Raw genomic sequence first — 24016 nt, 5'->3', positions numbered from 1 at the left:
CCCCCCGTGACCTCACTTCAGGTGGAGCAGGTAGTCGGCCAGCGTCTTCGCCTCTTCCGGCGTCATGCCCGCCTTGGAGAAGTCGGGCATGTCGGTGCCGATGCGGAGGGGGACCGGGGCCGGCAACGGGTCGAGCCGGCCGTCCGCCTTCCCGCCGCTGCCCAGCGCTCGCTCCAGCACGGGGAAGGGGTTCTGGTAGTTGGACCAGTAGACGGGCGCCCGCTCCTTGACCGTCGGGGCATGGAGCACCCACGCCTGGAGGAAGTCGGCGTCCAGCCCCCAGCTGCCCACCTGGGTCAGGTCCGGCCCGATCCGGCCGCCCACCGAGCCGATGGTGTGGCAGCTGAGGCAGCCGTACTTGCCGACGATCTTCTGCGCCTGCGCGTACGTCCCGGCGTCGAGGCCGGCGGGCTTGGGCAGCTGCGTGGCCAGCTTGGCCGGATCGGACGCAGCCGCCGGGCCGAGCGTCCCCGTCCCCACCGGCGGCGTGTACCGGTTGGCCAAGGCGAAGTCGCCGTTCATGATGAAGGCCACCAGATCGTTGACCATCTGCTCGTCGAGCGGCCCGTTCTGCGACCGCCCCCAGGCGGGCATGGCGGTGAAGGAGGCCCACTCGCCGCCGGGCAGGCGGACCCAGCGCGGCACCGTGGAGCCCGGCCGGCCGTTGGTGATGGTCTGCGTCAGCATCGCCACCACGTCCTGCTTGGCGGCCGGATCGCCCTGCAGGTCCGGCCGGTTGAGCGGCTTCCCGACCACGCCCTCGCCGTTGGGACCGTGGCAGACCATGCAGTACTGGGCATAGAGCCGCGCCCCGCTCTGGATGGACTGCTGGCGCTGCTGCGCCGCCGCGTCGGCCATGCGGAGCGGGTCGTAGATGGCGTAGCCGACGAGGAGGAGGACCAGCAGCCAGGAGAAGATCATCACCAGGAAGTAGACCCGCTCGCGGTCCTGGACGGGTTCATCGGCCACCCCGGGCACCTCCCTGGCGGGCGACCTGCCCGGGCCGGTCGGTCCGGATCCAGCGGTCGATGGCCCACATCGAGACGTAGAAGACGCCCAGCGTCAGCATGACCACCAGGAGTTCGATCGCTTCCCCGCGTGCGCCCGACAGCTGCAGCAGCACCTGCTTCCCCTCCGTTCAGCCGTTGAGCGGCGTGATCTGATCGGCCTCCACCGCGTGCCGCTGGTTGATCTTGCCCGTGTCGACCACCACGATCCCCTTTTCGATCGTCAACGGCATCCAGTCCAGCGGTCGCGGCGCCGGTCCGGCGATGTTCTTGCCCGCGTGATCGTAGATCGAGCCGTGGCAGGGGCAGTGGAAGCGATCCTCGGCGGGGACCCAGGGGACGGTGCACCCCAGGTGGACGCACCGCCAGTAGAGCGCGATCAGCCCCTCGGTGGGCGCGTACTTCCTGGTCACATGCGAGACGTAGAACTTGCCTTCGCGCACGACGGTGACGCTGAGGGGCTGCGCGAACTTGCTCACCGGGCCGGCGACCACCTTGCCGCCGAAGCCCTCGATCTTGCGCGGCCAGAACATGCCCAGCCCGGTCCCCGCCACGGCGAGTGTGAAGACGCCCGTCGACCCCCACATCAGGTAGCGCAGGAGCCTCCGCCGGCTCACCTTCTCCGGCTCCGGGGCCGGCTTGGGCTGGGCCGACGGCTTCTCTGCCTCCGGTTGTACGCTCACGCCACGCTCACCCCCATGCCGACGATCGCTACTCGCTGAAGCCGGGAAGATTCCACGGCAGGACCAGGTTCATGCTCTCCCCGCGGAAGAAGGTCCCGACGATGGTCAGCGTCCAGAACGAGGCGAAGAAGAAGGCGTAGAGCGCGATCATCACCTCGCGCGTGTCGGCCTGCCAGCGCCTGCGCACGATGAGGGCCAGCAGCGTCGGGATGAAGAGCATGATCACGCTCGGCACCGCGATGGCGGAGATCCACTCCGGCCAGCCCAGCACCGTGTGCAGGTAGGGGCCCAGGCCGTGGCCGCCCTCGGCAGCGGGGAGGTACTGGTCCAGCAGGATCAGCCCCACCTCCCAGACCGCCGTGTAGACCAGCGAGAACAGGGCGATGGGGAGCCCCTTCTTGGTGGTGAAGTAGATGCCGGTGCCGACCCGTTCCCGATCGATGTACGGGATGGCCATCAGGCCGAGGATGACCACTCCGGGCACGATCACGCCGGCCAGCGACGGGTGCATGTGCAGGAGCAGCTCCTGCAGGCCGAGGAAGTACCAGGGCGCCTTGGACGGGTCGGGCGTCTTCTCGTCGTTGGCCAGCGTCTCCAGCGGCGCGTTGACCAGGACGGCCAGGACGCTGAGGAGGAGCAGGAGCAGGAGGCCGCCGACCAGCTCGATGCTGAGCAGGTTGGGCCAGACGAAGACGGAGCGCGTCTCCTCCTCGGGCACGTCCTCGAAGAAGCGCTCGCGCGGGTTCCGCGCGGGTGCGCCTTCCTCCTCCAGCGGTTGAGTCCGTTCACCCGGCAAGCTGCTGGACATGGGTCCCAATCTCCTCTTCCTCGTAGATCGGGGTGGAGATGCCGCCGTCCTTGCGGATGCGCCAGAAGTGGATGCTCATGCCCACGATCAGCGCCAGCGGCAGGAAGATGACGTGCAGGGTGTACCAGCGCACCAGCGTCGCCGGCCCCACGCTGAAACCGCCCAGGAGCGCCGTCCGGACGGTGCCGCCGATGAGCGGCGTCGAGCCGGCCATGTTGGTCCCCACCGTGATCGCCCAGAGCGCCAGCTGGTCCCAGGGCAGGAGATAGCCGGTGAAGCTGAGCAGGAAGGTGAGCACCAGGAGGCCGACGCCGACCATCCAGTTGTACTCCCGCGGCCGCTTGTAGGAGCCGGTCAGGAAGACGCGCGTCATGTGCATGAAGACCAGCAGGACCATGGCGTGCGCGGCCCAGCGGTGGAGGTTGCGCATGAACTGGCCGAAGGTGACGCTTGTGGCCAGGTTCTGGATGGAGAAGTAGGCGCCCGGCACGTCGGGCACGTAGTAGAACATCAGGAAGACGCCCGTGAAGGTGAGGATGAGGAAGAGCCAGACGCTCAGCCCCCCCAGCCCCCACGTGTAGGTGAGACGGGTGGCCCGCTTGGGTATTCGGACCGGATGCAGGTGGAGCGCCAAGCTCTGCAGGATGACCATGGACTGCCACCGAGGCTGGTCCGGGTAGCGCGTCCGGTAGATCGACCTGTAGAGCGCGGTCCCGCGGATCCGCTCCCAGAGGTTGGGCCTGGGCTCTGCCACCGCCGACCCCCCTTTGGGGCGTCGTTCGGATACCAGGTCGGCCGACGCCCTTACGGATCGTTACTGTGCTTCCTTTATGTTCATCTATCGTAATGCGGGTTCATTATACCGGGCCAGGACCTCTCCCTCAAATGAGTGAGATGTGATTTTGTGGACGAATGGCTCGCCCTCCCGGGGATTTCCCTAGCCGAGCGGCCGCAGCTCGCTGGGGCGGTCGAAGCGGCGCGCGGCCAGCTCCTCCACGCGGCCGCGGGCCTCTGGAGGAGCGAAGACATAGAACCGCCAGAGCGCCCGGTAGGCCTGGTCCAGCGCTTCCACCTCCGGGCCCTCCAGCGCCCGCCGGCCCGCGGGACCGATCACCCGCACCCGCGCTTCTTTGAGAGCGCTCTCCTGGGCGCACCAGACCACCACCAGGCCCTCGGGGAGGCCGGCCTCCCCGGCCAGCTCGGCCTCCAGCCGCCGGCGCTCCTCGCCCCGGCGCCAGTAGCGGCGGGTCAGCTCCGCCCGCTCCTCCGGGCGGGTGGTCCGCGGGGTGAGCACGTAGGCGCGTTTGAGCAGGCGGCGCTCCAGGACGCCCCGGGCCAGGAGGGAGACCGCCTGCCCCTCCTCCCCGTCGAGGCCCGCGCCCCGGGCCAGCCAGTCGAGGAGCGTCTGGTCGCCGTGCGCCAGCAGGTCGGCCTCGCGCAGGGCACCCGCCTCCAGGACGGTCTCCACCGCCCGGGAGACCATGGCGCCCGAGGCCACCTTGGCATGATGGAAGTAGACCCGCTCCGTCAGGAAGTAGCGGGTGCGCAGCACCTGGACCACCTCGGAGCGGGCGTCCGGGCGTTCGATCCCACGGTCCTGCAGGTTGAGGGCCAGGTGGCCGTCGTCGAGGACGAAGTAGCGGAAGATGCGGTCGTCGTAGCCGGGTCTCAGCCCGGCGTAGTAGGCGTCGCGCCGCAGGTAGTCGAGCAGGTCGGCGTCGATGGTGCCGGCCACGGTCTCCCGAGCCCAGGGAGGCAGCCGGCGCTTCCCGGGGCCGGGCCCGGCCCCGGCCCCGGCCGGCTCCAGGATCGCGCGCACCGGCTCCAGCAGGTCGAGCCGTTCCAGCCTCCGTCCCAGCTCGCCGGCCAGGAGGAGTTCCAGCCGCGACCCCTGGTCGTGGCGCGGGAGCAGGCCGCGCTCGTCCTCCAGGGTGTGGCCGAAGGGGACGTGGGAGACGTCGTGGAGGAGTGCGGCCGCGCGGACGGCCCGGGCCACCTCCTCCGGCGGCGCGAAGCCGCTCCGGGCCAGCGCGTCCAGGATCCGGCCGGCCACCGCCAGGGCGCCGAGGCCGTGCTCCAGGCGGCTGTGCCGGCACCCGGGGTAGACCAGGTAGGCCGTCCCCAGCTGCTGCACCCAGCGGAGCCGCTGCACCTCGGGCGCGTCGAGGAGCCAGGCTTCCTCCGCCGTCAGTGGGATGTCGCCGTGGACCGGGTCGCGCAGGATCAGACGAGCCGCCTCCGTGGGGAAGCGGCTTCGCCCCGGGAGGGCGGCTTCCTTCCGCTCAGCCGCCCTCTTCCTGGACGTAGTCGCGGAAGATGTACCCGGACGGGCCGTGCATCACCTGGACCTCGACCCAGTAGCCCTGGTAGCTGCAGATGATCACCTGGTCGCCCTGCCGCACCTTGCCCACCAGGCTGGACTGCCCGTTGGGTGCCGAGCGGATGTTGACGTCGTCGGCGGAGACGCGCCCGAAGCCCAGGAAGCGCTCCGGCACCCGATCGCCCAGCAGCTCGAGGCTGAGCAGCTGGAGCCGCTGATAGGACTTGAGCTGGTGGACGATCTTGATCTCCGCGGGCGTCTGGGCCGCCCGCGCCAGCTCCTCGTAGTGCGGCACCAGCTCCGACTCGTGTGCCCGGATCTGGTCGGCCATCGCCTTCAGATCGCCCATGGCCTCACCCCCGGCGGTTCGCTCCAGGCGTATGCGGCCGGTGCGCCCGCGATGCTAGATTGGGGGAGCGAAGGAGGGCGATGGCATTGGCCCATGACCTGGAGGAGGAGGGCGGCCGGGTCCCGCGCGGCGTCCTGGAGCGAGCCGTGGAGCGTGTGGCCGAGGCGGCCGAGCGGCTCCACGCGGAGCATCGGGAGGGCGACCTGCCGGAACCCGCCGCCCCCCGGTACCCTGACGCGGAGCGGCTGGTCCGCCTGATCGGGAAACTCCGCCGGGTGCTCTTCCCCGGACATTACAGCGGGCGGCAGGCCGTCCGCCTCGACGTCACGGCGCTCAACGAGCGCCTGGGCGACATCTTCTGGGATCTGGCCGACGAGATCCACTCGGCCCGGCCCCACGCGTGCGACACCTCCGGCTCGGTCTGCCCCGAGATGGGCTGGGCGCAGGAGGTGGCGGCGGAGTTCATCGCGCGCCTGCCCGACATCCGGGCGACGCTCTGCGGCGACGTGCGGGCCGCCTACGACGGCGACCCCGCGGCCAAGAGCTACGACGAGATCCTGCTCGCTTATCCCGGCTTCTTCGCCGTCCTGGTCTACCGGCTGGCGCACGAGCTCTGGCGCCTGGGCGTTCCGCTCATCCCGCGCATGATGACGGAACATGCGCACAGCGTGACGGGCATCGACATTCACCCCGGCGCCCGGATCGGCCGGAACTTCTTCATCGACCACGGGACCGGCGTGGTCATCGGCGAGACCGCCGTGATCGGCGATCACGTCAAGCTCTACCAGGGGGTGACCATCGGCGCGCTCAGCTTCCCCAAGGACGAGCACGGCGAGCTGATCCGCAACCAGAAGCGCCACCCCACCCTGGAGGACGACGTCGTCGTCTACTCCGGCGCCACCATCCTGGGCGGCTCGACGGTCGTCGGCCGCGGCGCCGTCATCGGCGGCAACTGCTGGGTGACCGAGAGCGTCCCGGCCGGCGCGATGGTGCTCCACCGGCCGACGGTGGAGCTGCGGCCGCCCCATGGCGCGGCGCAGCCCGCGAGGGGGGAACGGAGCTGGACGGGTTCGGCTTCCTGATGACGCGGCGCGTCACCTGGCGCGACTGCGACATGATGGGCCACGTCAACAACGCGGTCTACTTCACCTACTTCGAGGAAGCCCGCACCCTCTGGCTGGAGGAGGCGCTGGAAGGGGCGCTGGACGGCTCCTTTCCGATGGTGCTGGCGGAGGCGCGGTGCACCTTCCGGAGCCCCGCCCGCTTCGGCGAGAGGCTCCGCATCGGCCTGCGCGTCGGCGAGGTGCGCAGCTCCGCCTTCACGCTGGAGTACCGGGTCGAGGGCGAGGACGGCCGGGCCGTGGCCAGCGGCGAGACGGTCCAGGTGCTGGTCGACCGGGCGAGCGGGCGGGCGCGCCGCCTGCCCGACGGGCTCCGCCGGCTCCTGGAGGCGAGCCGGCCCGCGGCTCACCCGGCCGGCTCCTGAGCCCGGAGCCAGCGCGTGAGGGCGAGGGCGTCCTCCACCCGCTGGAAGCTGGGGACCACGTAGGCGCCGGCCACCCAGGGCCGGATCCGCTCCCACACCTCCTGGACCGCCTCCAGTCCGACCCGGTGCGCCTCGCTCCCCGCCGATTCCATGCGCCGGAGGAGCGCCTCGGGGATGCGGATGCCGGGCACCTCGTTGTGCAGGTAGAGGGCGTGCGGGTAGCTGGCCAGCGGCATCAGGCCGGCCAGGACGGGGACGGGCGGGCCGCCCAGCCGGTCCAGGACCACCTCCAGCTCGGAGGGGTCGTAGACCGGCTGCGTCATGGCGAAGTGGGCGCCGGCGGCCACCTTCGCCCGGAAGCGCTCCACCTCCCGCTCCAGATCGGCGGCGGCGGGGTTGAGCGCGCAGCCGATGAGGAAGCGGGTCGGCTGGGCCAGCCGGTTGCCGGCGGCGTCCTCGCCGTCGTTCAGCTGGCGGAGGAGCCGGATCAGGCCCACCGAGTCCAGGTCGTAGACGGCCGTGGCGTGGGCGTAGTTGCCCAGGGCGGGGGGATCGCCGGTCAGCGCCAGGACGTTCCGGATGCCGAGCGCATGGGCGCCCAGCAGGTCCGCCTGGAGCCCCATCAGGTTCCGGTCCCGGGTGGTGAAGTGGAGGATCGCCTCGACGCCCGCCTCCCGCTGGGCGAGGTGCGCGGCCGCCAGGGAGGACATCCGCACCCGTGCCATGGGGCTGTCGCCCACGTTGACGGCGTCGACCCCGGCCTCCCGCGCCGCCCGCGCCTGGGCGAGGAAGCGCTCCACCACGGCGCCCCGCGGCGGGTCGAGCTCCAGGCTGAGCACCAGCCGCCGGCCGAGTCGGGCGGCCAGCCGGGAGCCCGCGCCCTCCCCCGCCGCGGTCGCTTCCTCCGGGGCAGGGGCGCCGGGCGTGCCCCCGCCCCCGGCGGTCCCGGGCCCTCGCTGGGCCCGCCCTGCGCGCAGCACCCCCTGTCTCCCGCTCCGGGCGGCGCCCGGCCCGGGGTGCCCGCGCTCCAGCTCGAGCCGGAGCTGGGCCACGTGCTCCGGCGAGGTGCCGCAGCAGCCACCCACCAGCCGCGCCCCCAGCTGGAGCCCCCGGGCCACCGTCCGGGCGAAGTAGGCGGGATGGGCGGGGTAGTGGACGCGTCCCTCCACCCGCTGAGGCAGCCCGGCGTTGGGCGAGAGCGCCCACCACGGCCGTCGTCCGGCCGGGAGAAGCTCCTCCAGGGCGCGCTCCAGCCGGGCCAGGCTCTCCAGGCTGGGGGCCGGCCCGGCGCCGCAGTTGACGCCCAGCAGCTCCGGCAGCGGCTGGCCGTCCAGCGCCTCGAGGAACTCCTCCGCCGCCCGCTCCACGGGCGCGCCGAAGAGCGTGGTCCCGTCGGCGGAGAAGGTGAAGAAGGCGACCGCGGGCAGGTCCGACTCCGCGCGCACCGCGCGCAGCGCCAGCGCCAGCTGGCGCGGGTCCGAGAACGTCTCCAGCAGGAAGAGATCGGCCCCGCCGGCCACCAGCGCCCGCACCTGCTCGCGGTAGGCGCTCTCCACCGCCTCCGCCTGCAGCCGGCCCAGGGGGGCCATCGCCCCCTGGCAGGGCCCCACCGAGGCGCCGACGAGCGCCTCGCGGCCGGCCATCTCCCGCGCCTGGCGGGCCAGCTTGACCGCGGCCACGTTGAGGTTCCAGACCTCGTCCTCCAGCCCGTGGGGCGCGAGCGCCAGCCGGTGCCCCTGGAAGGTGTTGGTGGTCAGCAGCTGCGCGCCGGCCCGGAGATAGTCCAGGTGGAGGTCGAGGACGAGCTCCGGCGAGCGCAGGTTGAGCAGCTCCAGCGAACCCTGCAGCGGCGCGCCCCGCGCGTGGAGCTGCGTGCCGACGGCACCGTCGGCGAGGAGCGGCCCCTGCTCCAGCGCCTTCAGGAAGGGGCTGCTCACGTCAGCCCCAGCTCCTCGCGCACCTCCCGGACGGCACGCACCATCACCTCCAGCTTCCGCCTGGCTTCCTCCTCGGTACGCGTCTTGAGGCCGCAGTCGGGATCGACGTAGACCCGGTCGGCAGGAAGCACCTCCAACGCGCGGTAGATGCCCTGCTTCACCTCCTCCACGCTCTCGATCCGGTGGCTGTGGACGTCGATCACGCCCAACCCGATCTCCTTGCCGTGGGAGGGATAGCGGCGCAGCAGGTCGAGCAGCGCGTAGCCGCCGTTGGCCATCTCCAGGTCGAGCTGGGCCACGGGCAGCGAGAGGATGGCCGGGAAGACCTCCTCCCAGCGGCCGTAGCAGATGTGGCTGATGGTGTGGGCCCGGAGCCCCTCGGTCACCCTTCCCAGGGCCTCGATCGCCAGGTCGATCTCCTCCGGCCGGGTGGAGATGGCCGGCTCGTCGATCTGGATGAACTGCGCCCCGGCTTCCTCCAGCGCCCGCGCCTCCTCGTGGAGCGCCTCCGCCAGCGCCAGGGCGAGGCTCCTGCGGTCGGGGTAGTACTCGTTGAAGGACCAGTCGCACATCGTGTAGGGACCGGTCAGGATCGCCTTGACCGGCCGGTCGGTCAGCGCCTGGGCTTCGCGCCAGCGCTCCACCGTGAGCGGGCGGACCCGGCGCACCGGCCCGACCACGATCGGCTTCCGGTAGTAGCGGTTCCCGTAGGAGCGGACCGGGCCCGAGATGGTGAAACCCTCCAGGAGCTCGGCGAAGAAGGTGGCCATGTCGCCCCGCTCCATCTCGCCGTGTACGGGGATGTCGATGCCGATCGACTCCTGGAAGCGGATCCACTCCTCCGTGGCCTTCCGCTCCAGCCGCCGGAGCTCGTCGGCGCCGATCTCGCCCCGCTGCGCCCGCTCCCGCGCCTCCAGCAGCGCGGGCGGCTTGGGCAGGCTGCCGACCCCGGTGGTGCGCAGCGTCCGGTGGGGGACGCCCAGCTTCCTGGGGCCGGTCCGGCTGCCGCCCTGCCCGCCTGTCGTCATCGCCCATCCCCCCTGATCGCCCGCAGCGCCTCGCCCAGCCGTTCCAGCTTGGCCCGGGCCTTGTCGGCCGGGAGGAACTCGAGGCTGGCGCTGGGGTGGAGCGTGATCCGTTCCAGCGGGATCTTCCCGGAAAGCCTGTCGACGAGCCGCTCCGCCTCCTCCACCGGCTCCAGGCGGGGCTGGCGCGCGTCCAGCCAGCCGAGCCCCACCCCCTTGGGGAAACCCCCGCCGGCCAGCCCGTCGACGAGCGAGGGATCGGAAGCCAGGTCGAAGAGCAGGTCGTCCGCCGGCCAGCCGGCCAGCTCGTCCAGGAGGGGCGCCGACGGGCCGAAGAAGAGCGCCACCTGGGTGCGGGCGCCCAGCCCCTCGACCACCCGCGCCGTCGCCTGCCGGGCCTCCGACAGCCAGGCGGCCCGCTCCTGGCGGGCCCTCACCCGGTTCTCCCCCTGCGGGCGGACCAGCTCCGGCTCGTCCAGCTGAAGGACGGCCGCTCCCGCCTCCACCGCCTGCCCGGCCAGCAGGTGGAGCGCCTCGCTCAGGTCGGCCAGCAGCCTTTCGCGATCGTGGTAGTGCTCGTCCACCACCAGCGCGGCCGCGGTCAGCGGACCCGGCAGCACCACCTTCACCCGGCGGCTCGTCCGCCGCACCAGCCAGGCGACCTGGCCGGCCAGGCTCATGCCCCGCGCCGCGATCCGGCCGGTGACCCTGGGGGCCCGGTAGTAGAAGTTGTTGTCGTAGTAGCGCAGCAGGCCGCCCGGCTCGAGGCCGGACAGGTCGCGGACGAGCGGCTCCATCAGGTCGTCCTGCCGCGCCTGCCCGTCCGTGACCGGGTCGAGGCCGGCCTCCTCCTGCTCGCCCACGATGCGCAGGACCGTCGCGTCGTAGGCTGCCGCCAGCGCCGCCGCGCCGATCTCACCCTGTTCGAAGCGGTTCCGCTCCCGGCGCAGATTGACCTGGCCGCGCCGCCAGGGGACGTGCGGGTAGCCGTCCAGGAGCGCGGCCTCGGGGCCGCGCGGTCGGGAGATCCTCTCCTGCAAAGTTCGCCAACCCCTTTTCTGCGTCGGTCTCGCCTCTCCGTTCCGCCCGCGCACGGGGGTGCGGCCTCCCTCCGGACCCGGTTCACGGACCGGAGGGGTACCGCTCCTCGCCCGGCGGGCCGTCGCGCCCGCGGCGCGGGCCCAGGAGATCCCGGAGCGCCGGCTCCAGCCGCGGAAAGCGGAAGCGGTAGCCCAGCGCCAGCGCCCGCGCGGGCAGCGCGCGCTGCCCGCCCAGGAGGAGCGCCTCCGCCATCTCGCCCAGCGCCAGACGGAGCAGCGGTGCCGGCGCGGGGAGCCAGGACGGCCTTGCCAGCACCCGCCCCAGCTGGCGCGCCAGCTCTCGCTGGCGGACCGGCTCGGGTGCGGTGGCGTTGAGCGGCCCGCGCAGCCGCTCCTCCTCCAGCGCCCAGCGGATCAGGCCGACCTCGTCGGCCAGGTGGATCCAGGGCACCCACTGCCTCCCCGTGCCCAGGGGACCGCCCACCCAGAGCCGGAACGGCCGGACGAGCTCCGGCAGCGCGCCGCCCTGGGCGGCCAGCAGCAACCCTGTCCGCAGCAGGACCACGCGCAGCCCCAGCCCCTCGGCCACCTCCGCCTCCCGCTCCCAGGCGACGCAGACCCGCGCCAGGAAGTCGGAGCCGGGGGGCGACTCCTCGGTCACTTCCTCGTCGCCGCGGGGGCCGTAGTAGCCCACCGCCGAGGCGCTGACCAGGACCCCCGGCCTCCGCTCCGCCGCCGCCAGCGCCTCCACCAGCGCCCGGGTGGAGGCGACCCGGCTGCCCCGGATCCTCTCCTTCCGGGCCTGGTTCCACCGGCCGCCGGCGATCGACTCGCCCGCCAGATGGACGACCGCCTCCGCCTCCTCCAGGGCGCGCCGCCACCCGTCGGACTCGCCCGGCCGGGGCCCCGGCAACAGGGTCCGCTCGGCCGCGGGCAGGGCGGGCCAGGGCAGGAGGCGGCAACCGGGAGGAAGGCGCCGCTTCCGCTCCGCATCCGGTCTCCGGCTGAGCACCGTCACCTCGTGGCCGTCCCCGGCCAGGCTCTCGCACAACGCCCGACCGATCAGCCCCGTGCCGCCCGTGATCACCACCCGCACCGCCCACCCTCCCTCCCCGCCGGGCCGCCGCGCGGCGGCGCGGAGCCCCGCTAGAAGGGCGATTCGCTCCGCGCGGGCGCCCGCCTTCCGGGCGGATGAGGAAATGAGGGGGCCCCGGCGAAATCAGGCTCGTAGACCGGAAGGGGGTACCCAGCTTGTCGCAGTCGTACCGGATCGAAAGGGACTCCATGGGCGAGATGGAGGTGCCCGAGGAAGCCTACTGGGGCGCCTCCACCCAGCGGGCGGTGCTCAACTTCCCCGTCAGCGGGCTGCGCATCCCCCGCGCCATGATCCGCGCGCTGGGGTGGATCAAGCAGGCGGCGGCGGAGACCAACATGGCGCTGGGCCTCCTGGACGCGGAACGGGGGCGGGCCATCGTCCAGGCGGCCGGCGAGGTGGCGGAGGGCCGCTGGGACGACCAGTTCGTGGTGGACGTCTTCCAGACCGGTTCGGGCACCTCGACCAACATGAACGCCAACGAGGTGATCGCCAACCGGGCCTCCGAGATCCTCGGCCACCCCGTCGGCTCCCGCTACGTGCACCCCAACGACCACGTCAACATGGGCCAGTCCTCCAATGACGTCATCCCCACGGCCATCTACGTGGCCGCCGCGGAGGCGATCGAGAGACGGCTCCTGCCCGCCCTGCACGAGCTGGCCGACGGGCTCTGGTCCAAGTCGCGCGAGTTCGACGGCATCGTCAAGATCGGCCGGACCCACCTCCAGGACGCCACCCCGATCCGCCTGGGGCAGGAGTTCTCGGGTTACGCCAGCCAGATCGACCACGCGATCCGGCGCGCGGAGGCGGCCCGGGAGGCGCTCTCCGAGCTGGCCCTGGGCGGCACCGCGGTGGGCACCGGGATCAACATGCACCCGGAGTTCGCCAAGCGCGTCATCGATCGGGTGAACGAGCTGGCGGGGATGAGCTTCCGGGAGGCGACCAACCACTTCGAGGCGCAGGCGGCCAAGGACGGCGCGGTGGAGGCGAGCGGCGAGATGAAGACCATCGCCGTCAGCCTGATGAAGATCGCCAACGACCTCCGCTGGCTCGGCTCCGGCCCGCGCTGCGGCCTCGGCGAGATCGAGATCCCGGCCGTCCAGCCCGGCTCCTCCATCATGCCGGGCAAGGTCAACCCGGTGATCGCCGAGTCGGTGATGATGGCCGCCGCCCAGGTGATGGGGAACGACCTGACCGTCACGCTGGCCGGCCAGCACGGCAACTTCGAGCTGAACGTGATGATGCCGGTCCTGGCCTACAACCTGCTCCAGTCCATCGAACTCCTGGCGGCCAGCAGCCGGAACCTCAACGAGAAGCTGGTCGCCGGCCTGAAGGCCAACAAGGAGCGCTGCGAGTCGCTGGTGGAGCAGAGCCTGGCCATGGTCACCGTCCTCGCTCCGCGCATCGGCTACGACCGCGCCGCCGAAATCGCCCACGAGGCGTACGCCACGGGCAAGACCGTCCGCCAGCTCTGCCGGGAGCGGAACGTCCTCCCCCCCGAGGAGCTGAACGAGCTCCTCGACCCGATGAGCCAGACGGTCCCCGGGCGCCGCTGAAGGGCGGGACGGGCGGGGGGCCGCCGCCCTCCCCGGCGTGGCGAGCGGCCCGGGCGAATGGCCCGGGCCGCTCCCTTTCGCGGACGTCTCACCGTCGGGCGATCCTCACCGGCAGCGCGCGGGGCTCAGCCCGCGCGCCCGGCTCAGCGGCGGAGCAGGGGGCTCCCGGCCGGCTGCCCGATCCCCGCCCGGGCCCCGCCGGCCATGGAACGCTCGGCCCGCTCGATGGCGAGCCGCACCAGGCTTCCGCAGTCCCGCGAGGAGACGGGTCCCCACCCCTCGCGCTCCACCACGTCCGCCACGCCCAGCTCGCGCGCCAGCTCGACCTTGAGCGCGTCCGACATCAGGCCACCACGCCGTGCCACCGGTGATCCCACCTTCGCAGCCTGGCTTTCGGCCTGCAGTCGGAGTCTGCCCGCCGGACCCGCTTCGGCGCCAGGAGGAGTCCGCCCGCTCACCCTCAAGCCGCCAGGATCAGCGGGAGCCGACCAGTTCCGAGAGAGCCTGGGCGAGACGGTCGATCTCTTCCTCCGTGTTGAAGAAGCCGGTCGAGATGCGAAACCTCTGCGGCCGCGGCGTCAGGCGCAACATGAACCCCCGCTCCCGGAGCGCGGCCAGCAGGCGGACCGGATCGGACCCGTCGACCTCGAAGTGGAGGAGACCGCCGGCGTTGGCCGGCGTGGTCACCCGGAGTCCGGGGAGCTCGCGCAGCCGGTCGCGGGCGTACGCCGCCAGGCGCCCGACCCGCTCGAAGATCGCCGCCCAGCCCAGCGACTCCAGCCATTCCAGGCTCGCCCGCCAAGCCTCGAGCCCCGGTTCGAAGACGGTGCCGACTTCGAAGCGCCGCGCCCCCTCGGCCAGCTCCAGGCGGGGTTCGTCCGCGGCCACCGACCCGTGGCGGACGCTGCCCCAGCCGGCGAAGGCCGGCCGCAGGGCGGCCAGCCGGTCGGAGCGGACGTAGAGCGCGCCGGTCCCTTCGGGCCCGAGAAGCCACTTCTGCCCCGGCAAGGCGTAGAAGTCGACGTCCAGGCCGTGGACGTCGACGGGGATGGCGCCCGCCGACTGGGCGCCGTCCACCAGCACCGGGACCTCCCGTTCGTGGGCCAGCGCCGCGATCCGGGCCAAGGGGAGCCGGGCGCCGGAGGAGTAGGTGACGTGGGAGAGCAGGAGAAGGCGCGTGGAAGGCGTCAGCGCCCGGCGGATCCCCTCCAGCACCGCTTCCTCCGATCCGTCGCCGGTGGGGGCGAAGCGGACGCCGACGCCGCGGCGCTGGTGAAGAAGGTAGAGAGGGACCAGACCGCCCTCGTGTTCGGCGTCCGTGGCGACCACCTCGTCGCCAGGCTCCCACTCGATCCCCCAGAGGACGATGTTCAGCCCCTCGGTGGTGTGATGGGTGAGGGCGATCTCGTCCGGGTCCGCCCCCAGGAAGGCGGCCAGCCGGGCGCGCAGCGCCTCCCTCCGTTCCATGGCCAGCGGCCAGAGGTCGGGCCAGGCCCGGCCCTCCCCGGCCTCGCGCGCCAGCGCCTCTTCCAGCGCCGCCACGGCCCGCCGGGGCAGCGGCCCCGCCGTGCCCGTGTTCAGATAGACCGCGCGTTCGAGCGCGGGAAGCTCCGCGCGCACGGCTCGGAGGTCCAGCACCGGTTCACCGCCTCCCTGCGCGGAGGACGGGCGGACCACCTGCCTCGGCCGCAGCGTCCCCGCGGATGACCGGGTATCCTTCGGCCCTCCAGGCGGCGAACCCTCCCGCCAGGAGCCGGATCCGGGGGAAGCGTCGCCGCAGGAGGGGCAGGGCGCTCCGCCCGAGGAAGCAGTACGGCCCCCGGCAGTACGCCACCACCCTCTCCCCCGCTCCCCGCGGGAGCCGTTCCAGCGCCTGCGCCCCGGCGGCCAGCGCCTCCGGCGGCAGCGAATGCGCCCCCGGCAGGTGGCCGGCCACGAATTCCGCCGCCGGCCGCAAGTCGAGCAGCAGCACCCGGTCGAGCGACCCGGCCAGCTCGCCCGCGCTCACCGGCGGCTCCGATCCCTGCCCCTCCCCCTGCCCGCCCGCCTCGCGCGCCAGCTCCGCCAGGCGGCCCGAGTGCCGCGCGGCCACGCTCTGCAGCTCGAGCCACAAGCCGAGGATATCTTCACCCGCCAGGCGGTACTCGACGTAGAGCCCACGCCGCTCGGCCACCACCAGCCGCTGCCGCCGCAGGACGCCCAGGTGCTGTGACGCGCTGGCCACGCTGAGCCCGGCTGCCTCCGCCAGCGCTTCGACCGTCCGCGGGCGCTGCGCCAGGAGGCCGAGCAGCCGGAGCCGGTGCGGGTGGGCCAGGGCGCGGGCGAAGCGGGCGAGCCCTGCCAAGGCCTCCCCTTCCGCGGCGGCGCGGTCGTCCGCAGCCATGCGCCCCGCCGGAGACCGATCTCCACCGTCGCCCATCGGCTCACCCCGCTTGGTCTCCCCGCATTCTTTGGTATATTCAATGGCATGATTGAATAGAGCCGGCGGGGCACCCTCCGCGCACCGCGGCGGAGGCGGGGCCTGCCGGCCGGACGCCCGGGAGGGATGACCGTGTTCCAGAACGTCGACGTCGAGGCGTTGCGCTCCACCATCGACCAGGCCGCCTCCGGCGGCAGCACCCGGCAGACCGTCGTCCTCGAGGGCGACTGGAACTTCCAGGACGGCCAGCCCCAGTTCGCCGCCTCGCTCGCCACCCCCAGGGCCGGGCAGGTCACGCTCCAGGCGGATTTCCCGCCCCACATGGGCGGCAACGGTCTCGCCCCCAGCGCCGTCCAGTACTGCATGTACGGCGCCATGGCCTGCTTCGCCTCCACCTACGCGCTGGTCGCCGCGCTGGAGGGCGTCCAGCTTCGCTCGCTCCACGTCCGCTCGACGGCCGACCTCAACTTCGCGCGGTTCTTCGGCGTCAGCGAGGCGCCGGCGCTCGACGCGCTCCGCTGGGAGGTGGAGGTGGAGAGCGACGCCCCCCAGGAGACGCTGGACCGCCTCCTGCGGCTGGCGGAAGAGCGCTGCCCGGCCACCTGGTGCCTGCGCAACCCGGTACCCCTGGAAGCATCGGTCACGCCCGTCGGCCGCCGCTGAGGCGAACGCCACCGGATCTGGCCGAAGCTGCCCGGGCGTCTATTTTTCGCAGCCCGGGCAGCTTTTTTGCGACGCTGCGGCATGTTCCGGGCAGCTTCCGCCCCATCCTCCCTTCGTGCCAGGCGTAGATCCCCCTGTTGGGTGATTTCAGCGCGGATAGGGCCTCGCGTACGCTTAGGTAGGAGCGAGGCTATTTTTTCACGGTAAAGTTGTCTTTTGCCTCGCCCCACAGCCGGCAGGTGCGCGCTCCTGGCGAGGAGGGCGGAGTATGGATCTGAATCTTCTGCTTGCGCGATGGCAGTTCGGCGTCACGACCGTCTACCACTTTCTGTTTGTGCCGCTGACCATGGGCCTGAGTGTCCTCGTGGCGATCCTGGAGACGCTCTACGTGCGTCGCGGCGACATGGCGTACAGGAAGCTGGCGGAATTCTTCGGCAGGCTCTTCCTGGTCAACTTTGCGCTGGGCGTCGTCACCGGCATCCTCCAGGAGTTCCAGTTCGGCATGAACTGGTCGGACTACTCCCGCTTCATGGGCGACATCTTCGGGGCACCCCTGGCCGTGGAGGCGCTGCTCGCCTTCTTCATGGAGTCCACCTTCCTCGGACTCTGGATCTTCGGGTGGGACAAGGTCTCCAAGTCGCTCCACGCGGCCTCCATGTGGCTCGTGGCCCTGGGCACCACCCTCTCGGCCCTCTGGATCCTGACCGCCAACTCCTTCATGCAGGAGCCGGTGGGTTTCGTCCTCCGTCACGGCCGGGCCGAGATGGTCGACTTCTTCGCCCTGCTGGGCAACCCGCAGCTCTGGGTGGAGTTCCCGCACGTCATCTTCGGCGCCTACGCCACCGCCGGCTTCTTCGTCGCCGGCATCAGCGCCTACCAGATCCTGCGCGGGCACCATCCCGATCTCTTCGTCCGCTCGCTCCGGCTGGGGGTCCTCTTCGCGGCGGTCTTCAGCCTTCTGGTGGTGGTGATGGGCCACGCCCAGGCGGTCCACCTGGTCAGCGCCCAGCCGATGAAGATGGCGGCCTCGGAGGCGCTGTGGAAGACCAGCCCGGATCCGGCGCCGTGGACGCTCTTCGCCATCCCCGACAGCGCCAACCAGCGCAACTACCTGGAGATCCAGATCCCGTACGCCCTCAGCCTCCTGGCCTACGGCAGGCTCTCCGGCAGCGTGCCGGGCATCGCCGAGCTGCAGCAGCAGGCGGTGGCCCGCTACGGTCCCGGGGACTACGTGCCGCCCGTCGGCGTCACCTTCTGGAGCTTCCGCATCATGGTGCTGGCCGGCGTGCTGATGCTCATCCTGGGCATCTACGGCGCCGTCCTGATGTGGAGGAAGCGGGACCTGGGCGCGCGGAGAGGCTTCCTGCGGCTGCTCGTCTGGGCGATCGCGCTGCCCTACATCGCCAACACCACCGGTTGGCTGATGACCGAGATCGGCCGGCAGCCGTGGGTGGTGACCGGCCTCCTGAAGACGGCCAACGCGGTCTCGCCGACCGTGAGCGCGCTGGACGTCGGGCTCAGCCTCGGCCTCTTCACCTTGCTCTACGCGGTCATGGCCGCGGCCGACGTCTACCTCACGCTCAAGTACGTCCGGCTCGGCCTGGAGAGCACCGAAGCGGAGGCGGCCCCCGTGGTCGGCGTCGAGCCGGGCGTGGGCGTCTGAGGAGGGAAGGCGAATGGATCTGAACACGGTCTGGTTCGCGCTGATCGTCGTGCTCTTCGTGGGCTACTTCTTCCTGGAGGGCTTCGACTACGGCGTGGGCATCCTGCTTCCCTGGCTCGGTCGCTCGGACCAGGAGCGTCGGGTGCTGCTCAACACCGTGGGCCCCCACTGGGACGGCAACGAAGTCTGGCTCATCACCGCCGGCGGGGCGATGTTCGCGGCCTTCCCCAACTGGTACGCGACCATGTTCAGCGGCTTCTACCTGGCGCTGGTCCTGATGCTCCTCGCCCTCATCGTCCGCGGCGTCGGCTTCGAGTACCGGAGCCGCGACGGGAGCCGGCGCTGGCGGAACACCTGGGATTGGCTGATCTTTGTCGGCAGCCTCCTGCCAGCGCTCCTCTGGGGCGTGGCGCTGGCCAACCTGGTGCACGGCGTGCCCATCGACGCCAAGATGAACTACACGGGGACGCTCTGGACGCTGCTCGGTCCCTACGGCATCCTGGGCGGCCTCTTCGCCGTGCTCGCCTTCACCCTGCACGGGGCGCTCTTCCTGGCGCTGAAGACCGAGGGCGAGCTCCGCGACCGGGCGGTGGGCACCGCGCGCCGGGTGGGCGCCGTGACCACGGTGGTGGCCGCTCTCTTCGCGGTCTACAGCTACTTCGCCACGGACCTCTTCCAGAAGCCGGGCTTCCTGCCGGGTCTCCTGGTGGTGGTCGGCGGCCTGGCGCTGCTGGCGGTGCGGCCGATGCTCGACCGCGGCCGCGACGGCTGGGCCTTCGTGCTCAACGGCGTGATGATCGTCGCCGCGGTGGCCACCATCTTCCTGGGGCTCTACCCGAACGTGATGATCTCCAGCCTCAACCCGGCCTGGAATCTGACCGTCTACAACGCCTCCTCCAGCCCGTACACGCTGAAGGTGATGACCATCGTCGCGGTCACTCTGGTCCCCTTCGTCCTCGCCTACCAGGCCTGGACCTACTGGATCTTCCGGAAGCGGATCGGCGTCCGCGAGAGGCTGATCTACTGAGGGCGACGGCCTGGCTGGCTTCGCGAGCCTGCACGTGGGAGATTAGGAAGCAAGGGTGGGGCCGGCCCCCTGGGGCCGGCCCCCGCGTCGAGGTGAGGCTCCGGTCATGGGCATGGACCGCAGGTTGATCGCGCGGGTACGGCCGGTCCGCCACCTGCTCGTCCTGGTGGTGGTCCTGGGGCTGGTGGCCGGCTTGCTCACCGCCGCCCAGGCCTGGCTTCTCTCGGGTATCGTCGACCGGGTTCTCCTGCGCGGGGCCGCCCTCCCCGCCCTGACGGGCGCCGCGGCCGCCCTGCTGGCCGTGATGCTGGCCAGGGCGCTCCTCGCCTGGGGGAGCGATCTGGCGGCCTTCGAGCTGGCCGCGCGGGTGAAGCAGGAGCTGCGCGAGCGGCTGGCCGGCCATCTCCTGGCGACGGGCCCGGCCAAGGCGGTGGGCGAGCAGGGCGGCGAGCTGGCCAACACGCTGCTGGAGGGCGTCGAACAGCTGGAGAGCTACCTGAGCCGCTACCTGCCGCAGCTCGCCCTGGCCGCCCTGGTGCCGCTCCTGCTGGTCGCCTTCGTCTTCCCGCGCGACTGGGTCTCCGGGCTCCTCTTCCTGGTCACCCTGCCGCTCCTGCCCTTCTTCATGTGGCTGATCGGAAGCCAGGCCGCGGTGGCAGCCCGGCGGCGGTGGGGGGAGATGGCGCGCCTGAGCGCCCACTTCCTGGACGTGGTGCAGGGGCTGCCGACGCTCAAGCTCTTCGGCCTGGAACGGGTGGAGGAACAGGCGGTGGCGCGGGTGAGCGACCGCTTCCGCACCGCCACCATGGCCACCCTGCGGATCGCCTTCCTGTCGGCGCTGGCACTGGAGCTCCTGGCCTCGATCAGCACCGCGGTGGTGGCGGTGGCGCTGGCGCTCCGCCTGCTGAGCGGCGGCATCCCCTTCCGCGACGCCTTCTTCGTGCTGCTGCTGGCGCCGGAGATCTACCAGCCGCTGCGCACGCTGGGCACCCAGTTCCACGCCTCCGCCACCGGCGCCGCCGCCAGCCGGCGGATCTTCGAGATCCTGGAGCAGCCGGCCGCCTGGCCGGAGACGGAAGGCACGGCCGGGCGGGCGCAGGATGCCGTCCCATCTCCCGCGGCGGTGCCCGCCGGCACGGGCGCCGTCCGTTTCCAGGGGGTCACCTTCACCTACCCCGGGGCCGGCCGGCCCGCCGTGGAGGAGCTCGACCTCGCCGTCGAGCCGGGTGAGCGGGTCGCGCTGGTGGGGCCGACGGGCGCCGGGAAGAGCACCGTCCTCGCGCTCTGGATGGGCTTCCTCCGGCCGGATGCGGGCGTGATCCGGGTGGGCGGGCGCCCCCTGGAGGAGATCGGACCGCTCGCCTGGCGCGCCCAGGTGGCCCTGGTCCCCCAGCAGCCCTACCTCTTCGCCGGAAGCGTGGCGGAGAACCTGCGCCTGGCCAAGCCGGGAGCCGGCGAGGCGGAGCTCTGGGCGGCGCTCCGGGCGGCCGGGGCGGAGGAGTTCGTCCGCCGCCTGCCCTTCGGCCTGGAGACGGAGCTGGGCGAGGAAGGGGCCGGTCTCTCGGGCGGCGAGCGGCAGCGCCTGGCCATCGCGCGCGCCTGGCTGCGCGGCGCCCCCTGGCTGGTGATGGACGAGCCCACCGCCCACCTCGACCCCGAGAGCGAGGCGCTGGTCCAGGAGGCGCTCCGCCGCCTGCTGGCCGGTCGCGGCGCGCTGGTGGTGGCCCACCGGCTGGCCACCATCCGGCAGATGGACCGCATCCTGGTCCTCCGGGAGGGCCGGCTGGTGGAGTCGGGCTCGCACCGGGAGCTGCTCCGGCAGGGCGGGCTCTACGCGCGGCTCGCGCGGGCCTACGTGGGATCGGGCGCACCGGCCGGCGCCGGGCAGGGGGAGGGGTAGCGGTGGACGGGGTCCTGCGGCGCTGGCTCGGCTTCCTCCGGCCGCTCCGGCGGCGGGTCTCGCTGGGGCTCCTGCTCGGCCTGCTCACCGTGGGCTCCAACGTCGGCCTGCTGGCCGTCTCGGGCTACCTGATCTCGGCCTCCGCCCTCCGCCCCAGCACCATCCTGCTCCTCTGGGTGCCCATCGTGGGGGTCCGCTTCTTCGGCATCGCCCGGGGCGTCTTCCGCTACCTGGAGCGGCTGGTCACCCACGACGCCACCTTCCGCCTCCTGGCCGAGCTGCGGGTCACCTTCTACCGGGCGCTGGCGCCGCTGGCACCCGCCGGGCTGGGCGGGATCCGCCGGGGCGATCTGCTCAGCCGCATGGTCCAGGACGTGGAGACGCTCCAGAACCTCTTCCTGCGGCTGCTCTACCCGCCGGCGGTGGCGGCGCTCACCCTCCTCCTGGGCTGGGCGATCCTGGCCCCGCGGGGGCTCGCCCTCGCCCTGGCCTTCAGCCTCTTCTACCTGCTGGCGGGGGCGGTGCTGCCCGCCCTCTCCCACCGCCTGGCGCGGCAGGAGGCGGAGGCGCTGCCCGCCGCCCGGGCGGAGCTGACCACCCTGGGCGTGGACGCGGTCCATGGGATGACCGAACTGGTCGCCTTCTCCCAGGAAGGCGCATGGACTCGCCGCCTGGCCGCCGCCAGCGCCCGCCTCATCCGGCACCAGCGCGGGCTGCGCCGCGCCGAGGCGCTGACCGGCGCGCTGCTCGGTCTCTCCCAGAACCTGGCCATGGCCGCGGTCCTCCTGCTCGCCGTGCCTCGGGTCCGCGCGGGCCACCTGCCCGGCCCCGAGGTGGCCGCCGTCGCGCTGGCCGCCCTGGCGGCCTTCGAGGCGGTGATGCCGCTGCCCGCCGCCCTGGCGGGCCTGGGCGAGAGCGTCCAGGCCTCCCGGCGGCTGGAGGAGCTGGAGCGGACGCCCCCGCCGGTGCCCGAGCCTCCCCTGCCGCCGCTGACCTCAGGACCGGTCTCTGCGTCGCCCTCCGCGGCGCCGGCCGAGCAGGTCGAGCCGGTGGCCGCCGGGCCGGTCCGCCTGGAGGTGCGGGGGCTCCGCTACACCTACCCGGGCGCGGAGCGGCCGGCGCTCGCGGACCTGGACCTCTCGCTCGCGCCGGGCGCGCGGGTGGCGCTGGTGGGGCCCAGCGGATCGGGCAAGAGCACGCTCCTCGACCTGCTCGTCCGCTTCCGCGACCCCGAGGCGGGGGAGATCCTCCTGGACGGCCGCCCCACCCGCGGCATGGAGCCGGCGCTCGTCCGCTCCTTCTTCAGCGTGGTGGCCCAGGAGAGCCACCTCTTCCACGCCAGCCTGGGCGAGAACCTGCGCCTGGGCCGCCCGGGCGCGGGCGAAGCGGAGCTGCGCGGGGCGCTCCGGGTGGCGCAGCTGGAGGAATGGTGGGCCGGGCTTCCCGAGGGTATGGCGACGCAGGTGGGCGAGGCCGGGCTCCGGCTCTCGGGCGGCGAGCGACGGCGGGTGGCGGTGGCGCGGGCGCTCCTGCGGCCGGCTCCGATCCTCCTCCTGGACGAACCCGCCGGCGGCCTGGACGCGCTGACCGAGCAGCGGCTGATGGAGGCGCTCCTGGCCCACCTGGGGGAGCGGAGCCTCCTCCTGGTCACCCACCGTCTGGCCGGCCTGGAGGCGATGGACGAGATCGTGGTCCTCCATCGCGGGCGGGTGGTGGAGCGCGGGCGCCACCGGCAGCTTCTCGCCCGGCGCGGCCTCTACCGGCGCATGTGGGAGCTGGAGCAGGAGCTGCTGGTGGAGGAGCCGGCCCTGCTGGAGGCTCCGCCTCAGCGGGGTTGACCGGAGGAGGGGGAGGCCTGCTCGGCCGCCTCCTTCAGGCGGCGGAGGCCCTCGGCGAAGGGCGGGCGGATCACGCCCAGCTCGGTGACGAAGGCGGTCACCAGCTCGTTCGGGGTCACGTCGAAGGCGGGGTTGAACACCTCCACCCCGGCCGGCGCCACCGGCCGCCCGCCGCAGCTCCGCACCTCGTCCGCGCCGCGCTCCTCGATGGGGATCGCCCCGCCTTCCTCCAGCTCCAGGTCGACGCTGGAGGAGGGGAGGGCGACCAGGAAGGGCACCCGGTGCCGCTGGGCGAGGACGGCCAGCGGGTAGGTGCCGATCTTGTTGGCCACGTCGCCGTTGGCCGCCACCCGGTCGGCGCCGACCAGCACCGCCTGCACCCAGCCGCGCCGCAGCACCGTGGCCGCCGTGCCGTCGGTGATCAGCGTCACGGGCAGGCCCGCCTGGTGCAGCTCCCAGGCGGTCAGCCGCGATCCCTGGAGCAGCGGCCGGCTCTCGTCCACGAAGACGCGCAGCCGGCGGCCCCGGGAGGCCAGCTCGTAGACCGGCGCCAGGGCGGTCCCGTACTGGGCGGTGGCCAGGCTGCCGGCGTTGCAATGGGTGAGGACGGCCGTCGCCTCCAGCTCCTCCAGGAGCGCGGCCCCATGGGCTCCGATGGCGCGGCAGTGGCTCCGATCCTCCTCGAGGATGGCGGCGGCCTCCTCCACCAGCGCCTGCCGCCAGGCGCGCCAGCCGCCCACCCCGTCGCACTCCCCGCCGCCCTCCATCACTGCCCGGTGCGCCCGGCGGCGCATGCGCCGGAGCGCCCAGAAGAGGTTGACCGCGGTCGGCCGCGAGGAGGCCAGCTGGTCGGCGGCTTCCTCCACCGCCCGCAGGAAGCGCTCCCGCTCCCGCACCAGCGCCTCCGGCGTCGGCTCCGGCAGTGCCCCGGCCGCCCGCGCGCCCCGCCGCTGCCGCCGCGCGGCCTCGTCCACGCCCAGCACCACGCCGAAGGCGGCGGCGATGCCGATGGCGGGCGCACCGCGGACCTCGAGCCGCCGGATCGCGCCGACAACCTCTTCGACCGTGCGCAGCCAGCGCCGCCGCAGCTCGCCCGGCAGGCGGGTCTGGTCGACGATCACCAGCCCCTCCTCCGTCCACTCCACCGGCCGGATCGGTTCCGTCCTCCCCATCCCCCTTCGTCCCAGGGCTCCACCCTCTTC

At 72.9% G+C, this 24016-nt stretch carries 23 protein-coding genes; 8 read left to right on the top strand and 15 right to left on the bottom strand.

Annotated features, from left to right (window positions below; translation table 11 throughout):
* Positions 1–12: 12 nt before the first annotated feature.
* From QJR14_10055 to QJR14_10025, 7 genes are all read right to left on the bottom strand, one after another.
* Complete coding sequence (locus QJR14_10055) at positions 13–969, bottom strand: cytochrome c (GenBank protein ID MDI3317941.1); 957 nt, start codon at positions 967–969, stop codon at positions 13–15.
* Positions 959–1123 (bottom strand): hypothetical protein, encoded by a 165-nt coding sequence (locus QJR14_10050; GenBank protein MDI3317940.1) that lies wholly within the window; start codon positions 1121–1123, stop codon positions 959–961. The genes QJR14_10055 and QJR14_10050 overlap by 11 nt, the downstream gene beginning before the upstream one ends.
* Before the next feature lie 15 nt (positions 1124–1138).
* Positions 1139–1690 carry a Rieske 2Fe-2S domain-containing protein gene (locus tag QJR14_10045; GenBank protein ID MDI3317939.1) on the bottom strand — a complete coding sequence of 184 codons (552 nt, stop codon included), beginning with the start codon at positions 1688–1690 and terminating at the stop codon, positions 1139–1141.
* A gap of 28 nt (positions 1691–1718) precedes the next feature.
* On the bottom strand, positions 1719–2498 hold the full coding sequence (locus QJR14_10040; protein ID MDI3317938.1) for a menaquinol-cytochrome C reductase: 780 nt from the start codon (positions 2496–2498) through the stop codon (positions 1719–1721).
* Positions 2476–3252, bottom strand: a complete 777-nt coding sequence (gene extP, locus QJR14_10035; protein ID MDI3317937.1) for a selenite/tellurite reduction operon b-type cytochrome ExtP — start codon at positions 3250–3252, stop codon at positions 2476–2478. Before extP ends, QJR14_10040 begins: the two co-directional genes overlap by 23 nt.
* A gap of 183 nt (positions 3253–3435) precedes the next feature.
* Positions 3436–4650 carry an HD domain-containing protein gene (locus tag QJR14_10030; GenBank protein MDI3317936.1) on the bottom strand — a complete coding sequence of 405 codons (1215 nt, stop codon included), beginning with the start codon at positions 4648–4650 and terminating at the stop codon, positions 3436–3438.
* A 130-nt stretch (positions 4651–4780) separates the two neighbouring features.
* Positions 4781–5167 (bottom strand): SH3 domain-containing protein, encoded by a 387-nt coding sequence (locus QJR14_10025; protein ID MDI3317935.1) that lies wholly within the window; start codon positions 5165–5167, stop codon positions 4781–4783.
* A gap of 80 nt (positions 5168–5247) precedes the next feature.
* Between QJR14_10025 and QJR14_10020 the strand changes: the two genes are divergently transcribed.
* A complete protein-coding gene (locus QJR14_10020; protein ID MDI3317934.1) occupies positions 5248–6249 on the top strand; it encodes a serine acetyltransferase in 1002 nt (333 codons plus the stop codon).
* On the top strand, positions 6249–6653 hold the full coding sequence (locus tag QJR14_10015; protein ID MDI3317933.1) for a thioesterase family protein: 405 nt from the start codon (positions 6249–6251) through the stop codon (positions 6651–6653). Before QJR14_10020 ends, QJR14_10015 begins: the two co-directional genes overlap by 1 nt.
* On the opposite strand, the gene QJR14_10010 is transcribed toward QJR14_10015, so the two are convergent.
* From QJR14_10010 to QJR14_09995, 4 genes are all read right to left on the bottom strand, one after another.
* Positions 6635–8590 (bottom strand): bifunctional homocysteine S-methyltransferase/methylenetetrahydrofolate reductase, encoded by a 1956-nt coding sequence (locus tag QJR14_10010; protein ID MDI3317932.1) that lies wholly within the window; start codon positions 8588–8590, stop codon positions 6635–6637. The two genes, QJR14_10015 and QJR14_10010, sit on opposite strands and share 19 nt — an antisense overlap.
* Complete coding sequence (locus QJR14_10005) at positions 8587–9618, bottom strand: methionine synthase (GenBank protein MDI3317931.1); 1032 nt, start codon at positions 9616–9618, stop codon at positions 8587–8589. The genes QJR14_10010 and QJR14_10005 overlap by 4 nt, the downstream gene beginning before the upstream one ends.
* A complete protein-coding gene (locus QJR14_10000) occupies positions 9615–10655 on the bottom strand; it encodes a hypothetical protein (protein ID MDI3317930.1) in 1041 nt (346 codons plus the stop codon). Before QJR14_10000 ends, QJR14_10005 begins: the two co-directional genes overlap by 4 nt.
* Before the next feature lie 82 nt (positions 10656–10737).
* Complete coding sequence (locus QJR14_09995; protein MDI3317929.1) at positions 10738–11751, bottom strand: TIGR01777 family oxidoreductase; 1014 nt, start codon at positions 11749–11751, stop codon at positions 10738–10740.
* 155 nt (positions 11752–11906) lie between these two features.
* On the opposite strand from QJR14_09995, the gene QJR14_09990 reads away from it, so the two are divergent.
* Positions 11907–13304, top strand: coding sequence for a class II fumarate hydratase (locus QJR14_09990; GenBank protein ID MDI3317928.1), 1398 nt, complete (start codon positions 11907–11909; stop codon positions 13302–13304).
* 143 nt (positions 13305–13447) lie between these two features.
* Here QJR14_09990 and QJR14_09985 read toward each other — a convergent pair whose 3' ends face one another.
* The 3 genes from QJR14_09985 to QJR14_09975 all read right to left on the bottom strand — a co-directional run bounded on the left by QJR14_09985 (position 13448) and on the right by QJR14_09975 (position 15648).
* Positions 13448–13669, bottom strand: a complete 222-nt coding sequence (locus tag QJR14_09985) for a small, acid-soluble spore protein, alpha/beta type (protein ID MDI3317927.1) — start codon at positions 13667–13669, stop codon at positions 13448–13450.
* 109 nt (positions 13670–13778) lie between these two features.
* Positions 13779–14942, bottom strand: coding sequence for an aminotransferase class V-fold PLP-dependent enzyme (locus QJR14_09980; GenBank protein ID MDI3317926.1), 1164 nt, complete (start codon positions 14940–14942; stop codon positions 13779–13781).
* 4 nt (positions 14943–14946) lie between these two features.
* Entirely contained in the window at positions 14947–15648 is a 702-nt protein-coding gene (locus QJR14_09975; protein ID MDI3317925.1) for a metalloregulator ArsR/SmtB family transcription factor, read from the bottom strand.
* A 207-nt stretch (positions 15649–15855) separates the two neighbouring features.
* Between QJR14_09975 and QJR14_09970 the strand changes: the two genes are divergently transcribed.
* The 5 genes from QJR14_09970 (at position 15856) to cydC (ending at position 22814) form a co-directional block, all read left to right on the top strand.
* Positions 15856–16386: an OsmC family protein gene (locus QJR14_09970; GenBank protein MDI3317924.1), complete on the top strand. Its 531-nt coding sequence runs from the start codon at positions 15856–15858 to the stop codon at positions 16384–16386.
* Between the two features lie 268 nt (positions 16387–16654).
* Positions 16655–18049 carry a cytochrome ubiquinol oxidase subunit I gene (locus tag QJR14_09965; protein ID MDI3317923.1) on the top strand — a complete coding sequence of 465 codons (1395 nt, stop codon included), beginning with the start codon at positions 16655–16657 and terminating at the stop codon, positions 18047–18049.
* Positions 18050–18062: 13 nt separating this feature from the next.
* Entirely contained in the window at positions 18063–19076 is a 1014-nt protein-coding gene (gene cydB, locus QJR14_09960) for a cytochrome d ubiquinol oxidase subunit II (protein ID MDI3317922.1), read from the top strand.
* A 106-nt stretch (positions 19077–19182) separates the two neighbouring features.
* A complete protein-coding gene (cydD, locus tag QJR14_09955) occupies positions 19183–20976 on the top strand; it encodes a thiol reductant ABC exporter subunit CydD (GenBank protein MDI3317921.1) in 1794 nt (597 codons plus the stop codon).
* A gap of 2 nt (positions 20977–20978) precedes the next feature.
* Positions 20979–22814, top strand: coding sequence for a thiol reductant ABC exporter subunit CydC (gene cydC, locus QJR14_09950; protein ID MDI3317920.1), 1836 nt, complete (start codon positions 20979–20981; stop codon positions 22812–22814).
* Here the strand turns inward: cydC and mtnA are convergent.
* On the bottom strand, positions 22802–23986 hold the full coding sequence (gene mtnA, locus QJR14_09945) for an S-methyl-5-thioribose-1-phosphate isomerase (protein ID MDI3317919.1): 1185 nt from the start codon (positions 23984–23986) through the stop codon (positions 22802–22804). The genes cydC and mtnA overlap by 13 nt on opposite strands.
* Positions 23987–24016: the final 30 nt, after the last annotated feature.

The sequence above is a fragment of the Bacillota bacterium genome (assembly GCA_029961055.1).
Taxonomy (GTDB): Bacteria; Bacillota; Sulfobacillia; order JAIMAT01; family JAIMAT01; genus JAIMAT01.
The sequence above is the reverse complement of the archived record's forward strand: the minus strand, read 5'-3'. Positions and strand labels throughout refer to the sequence as shown.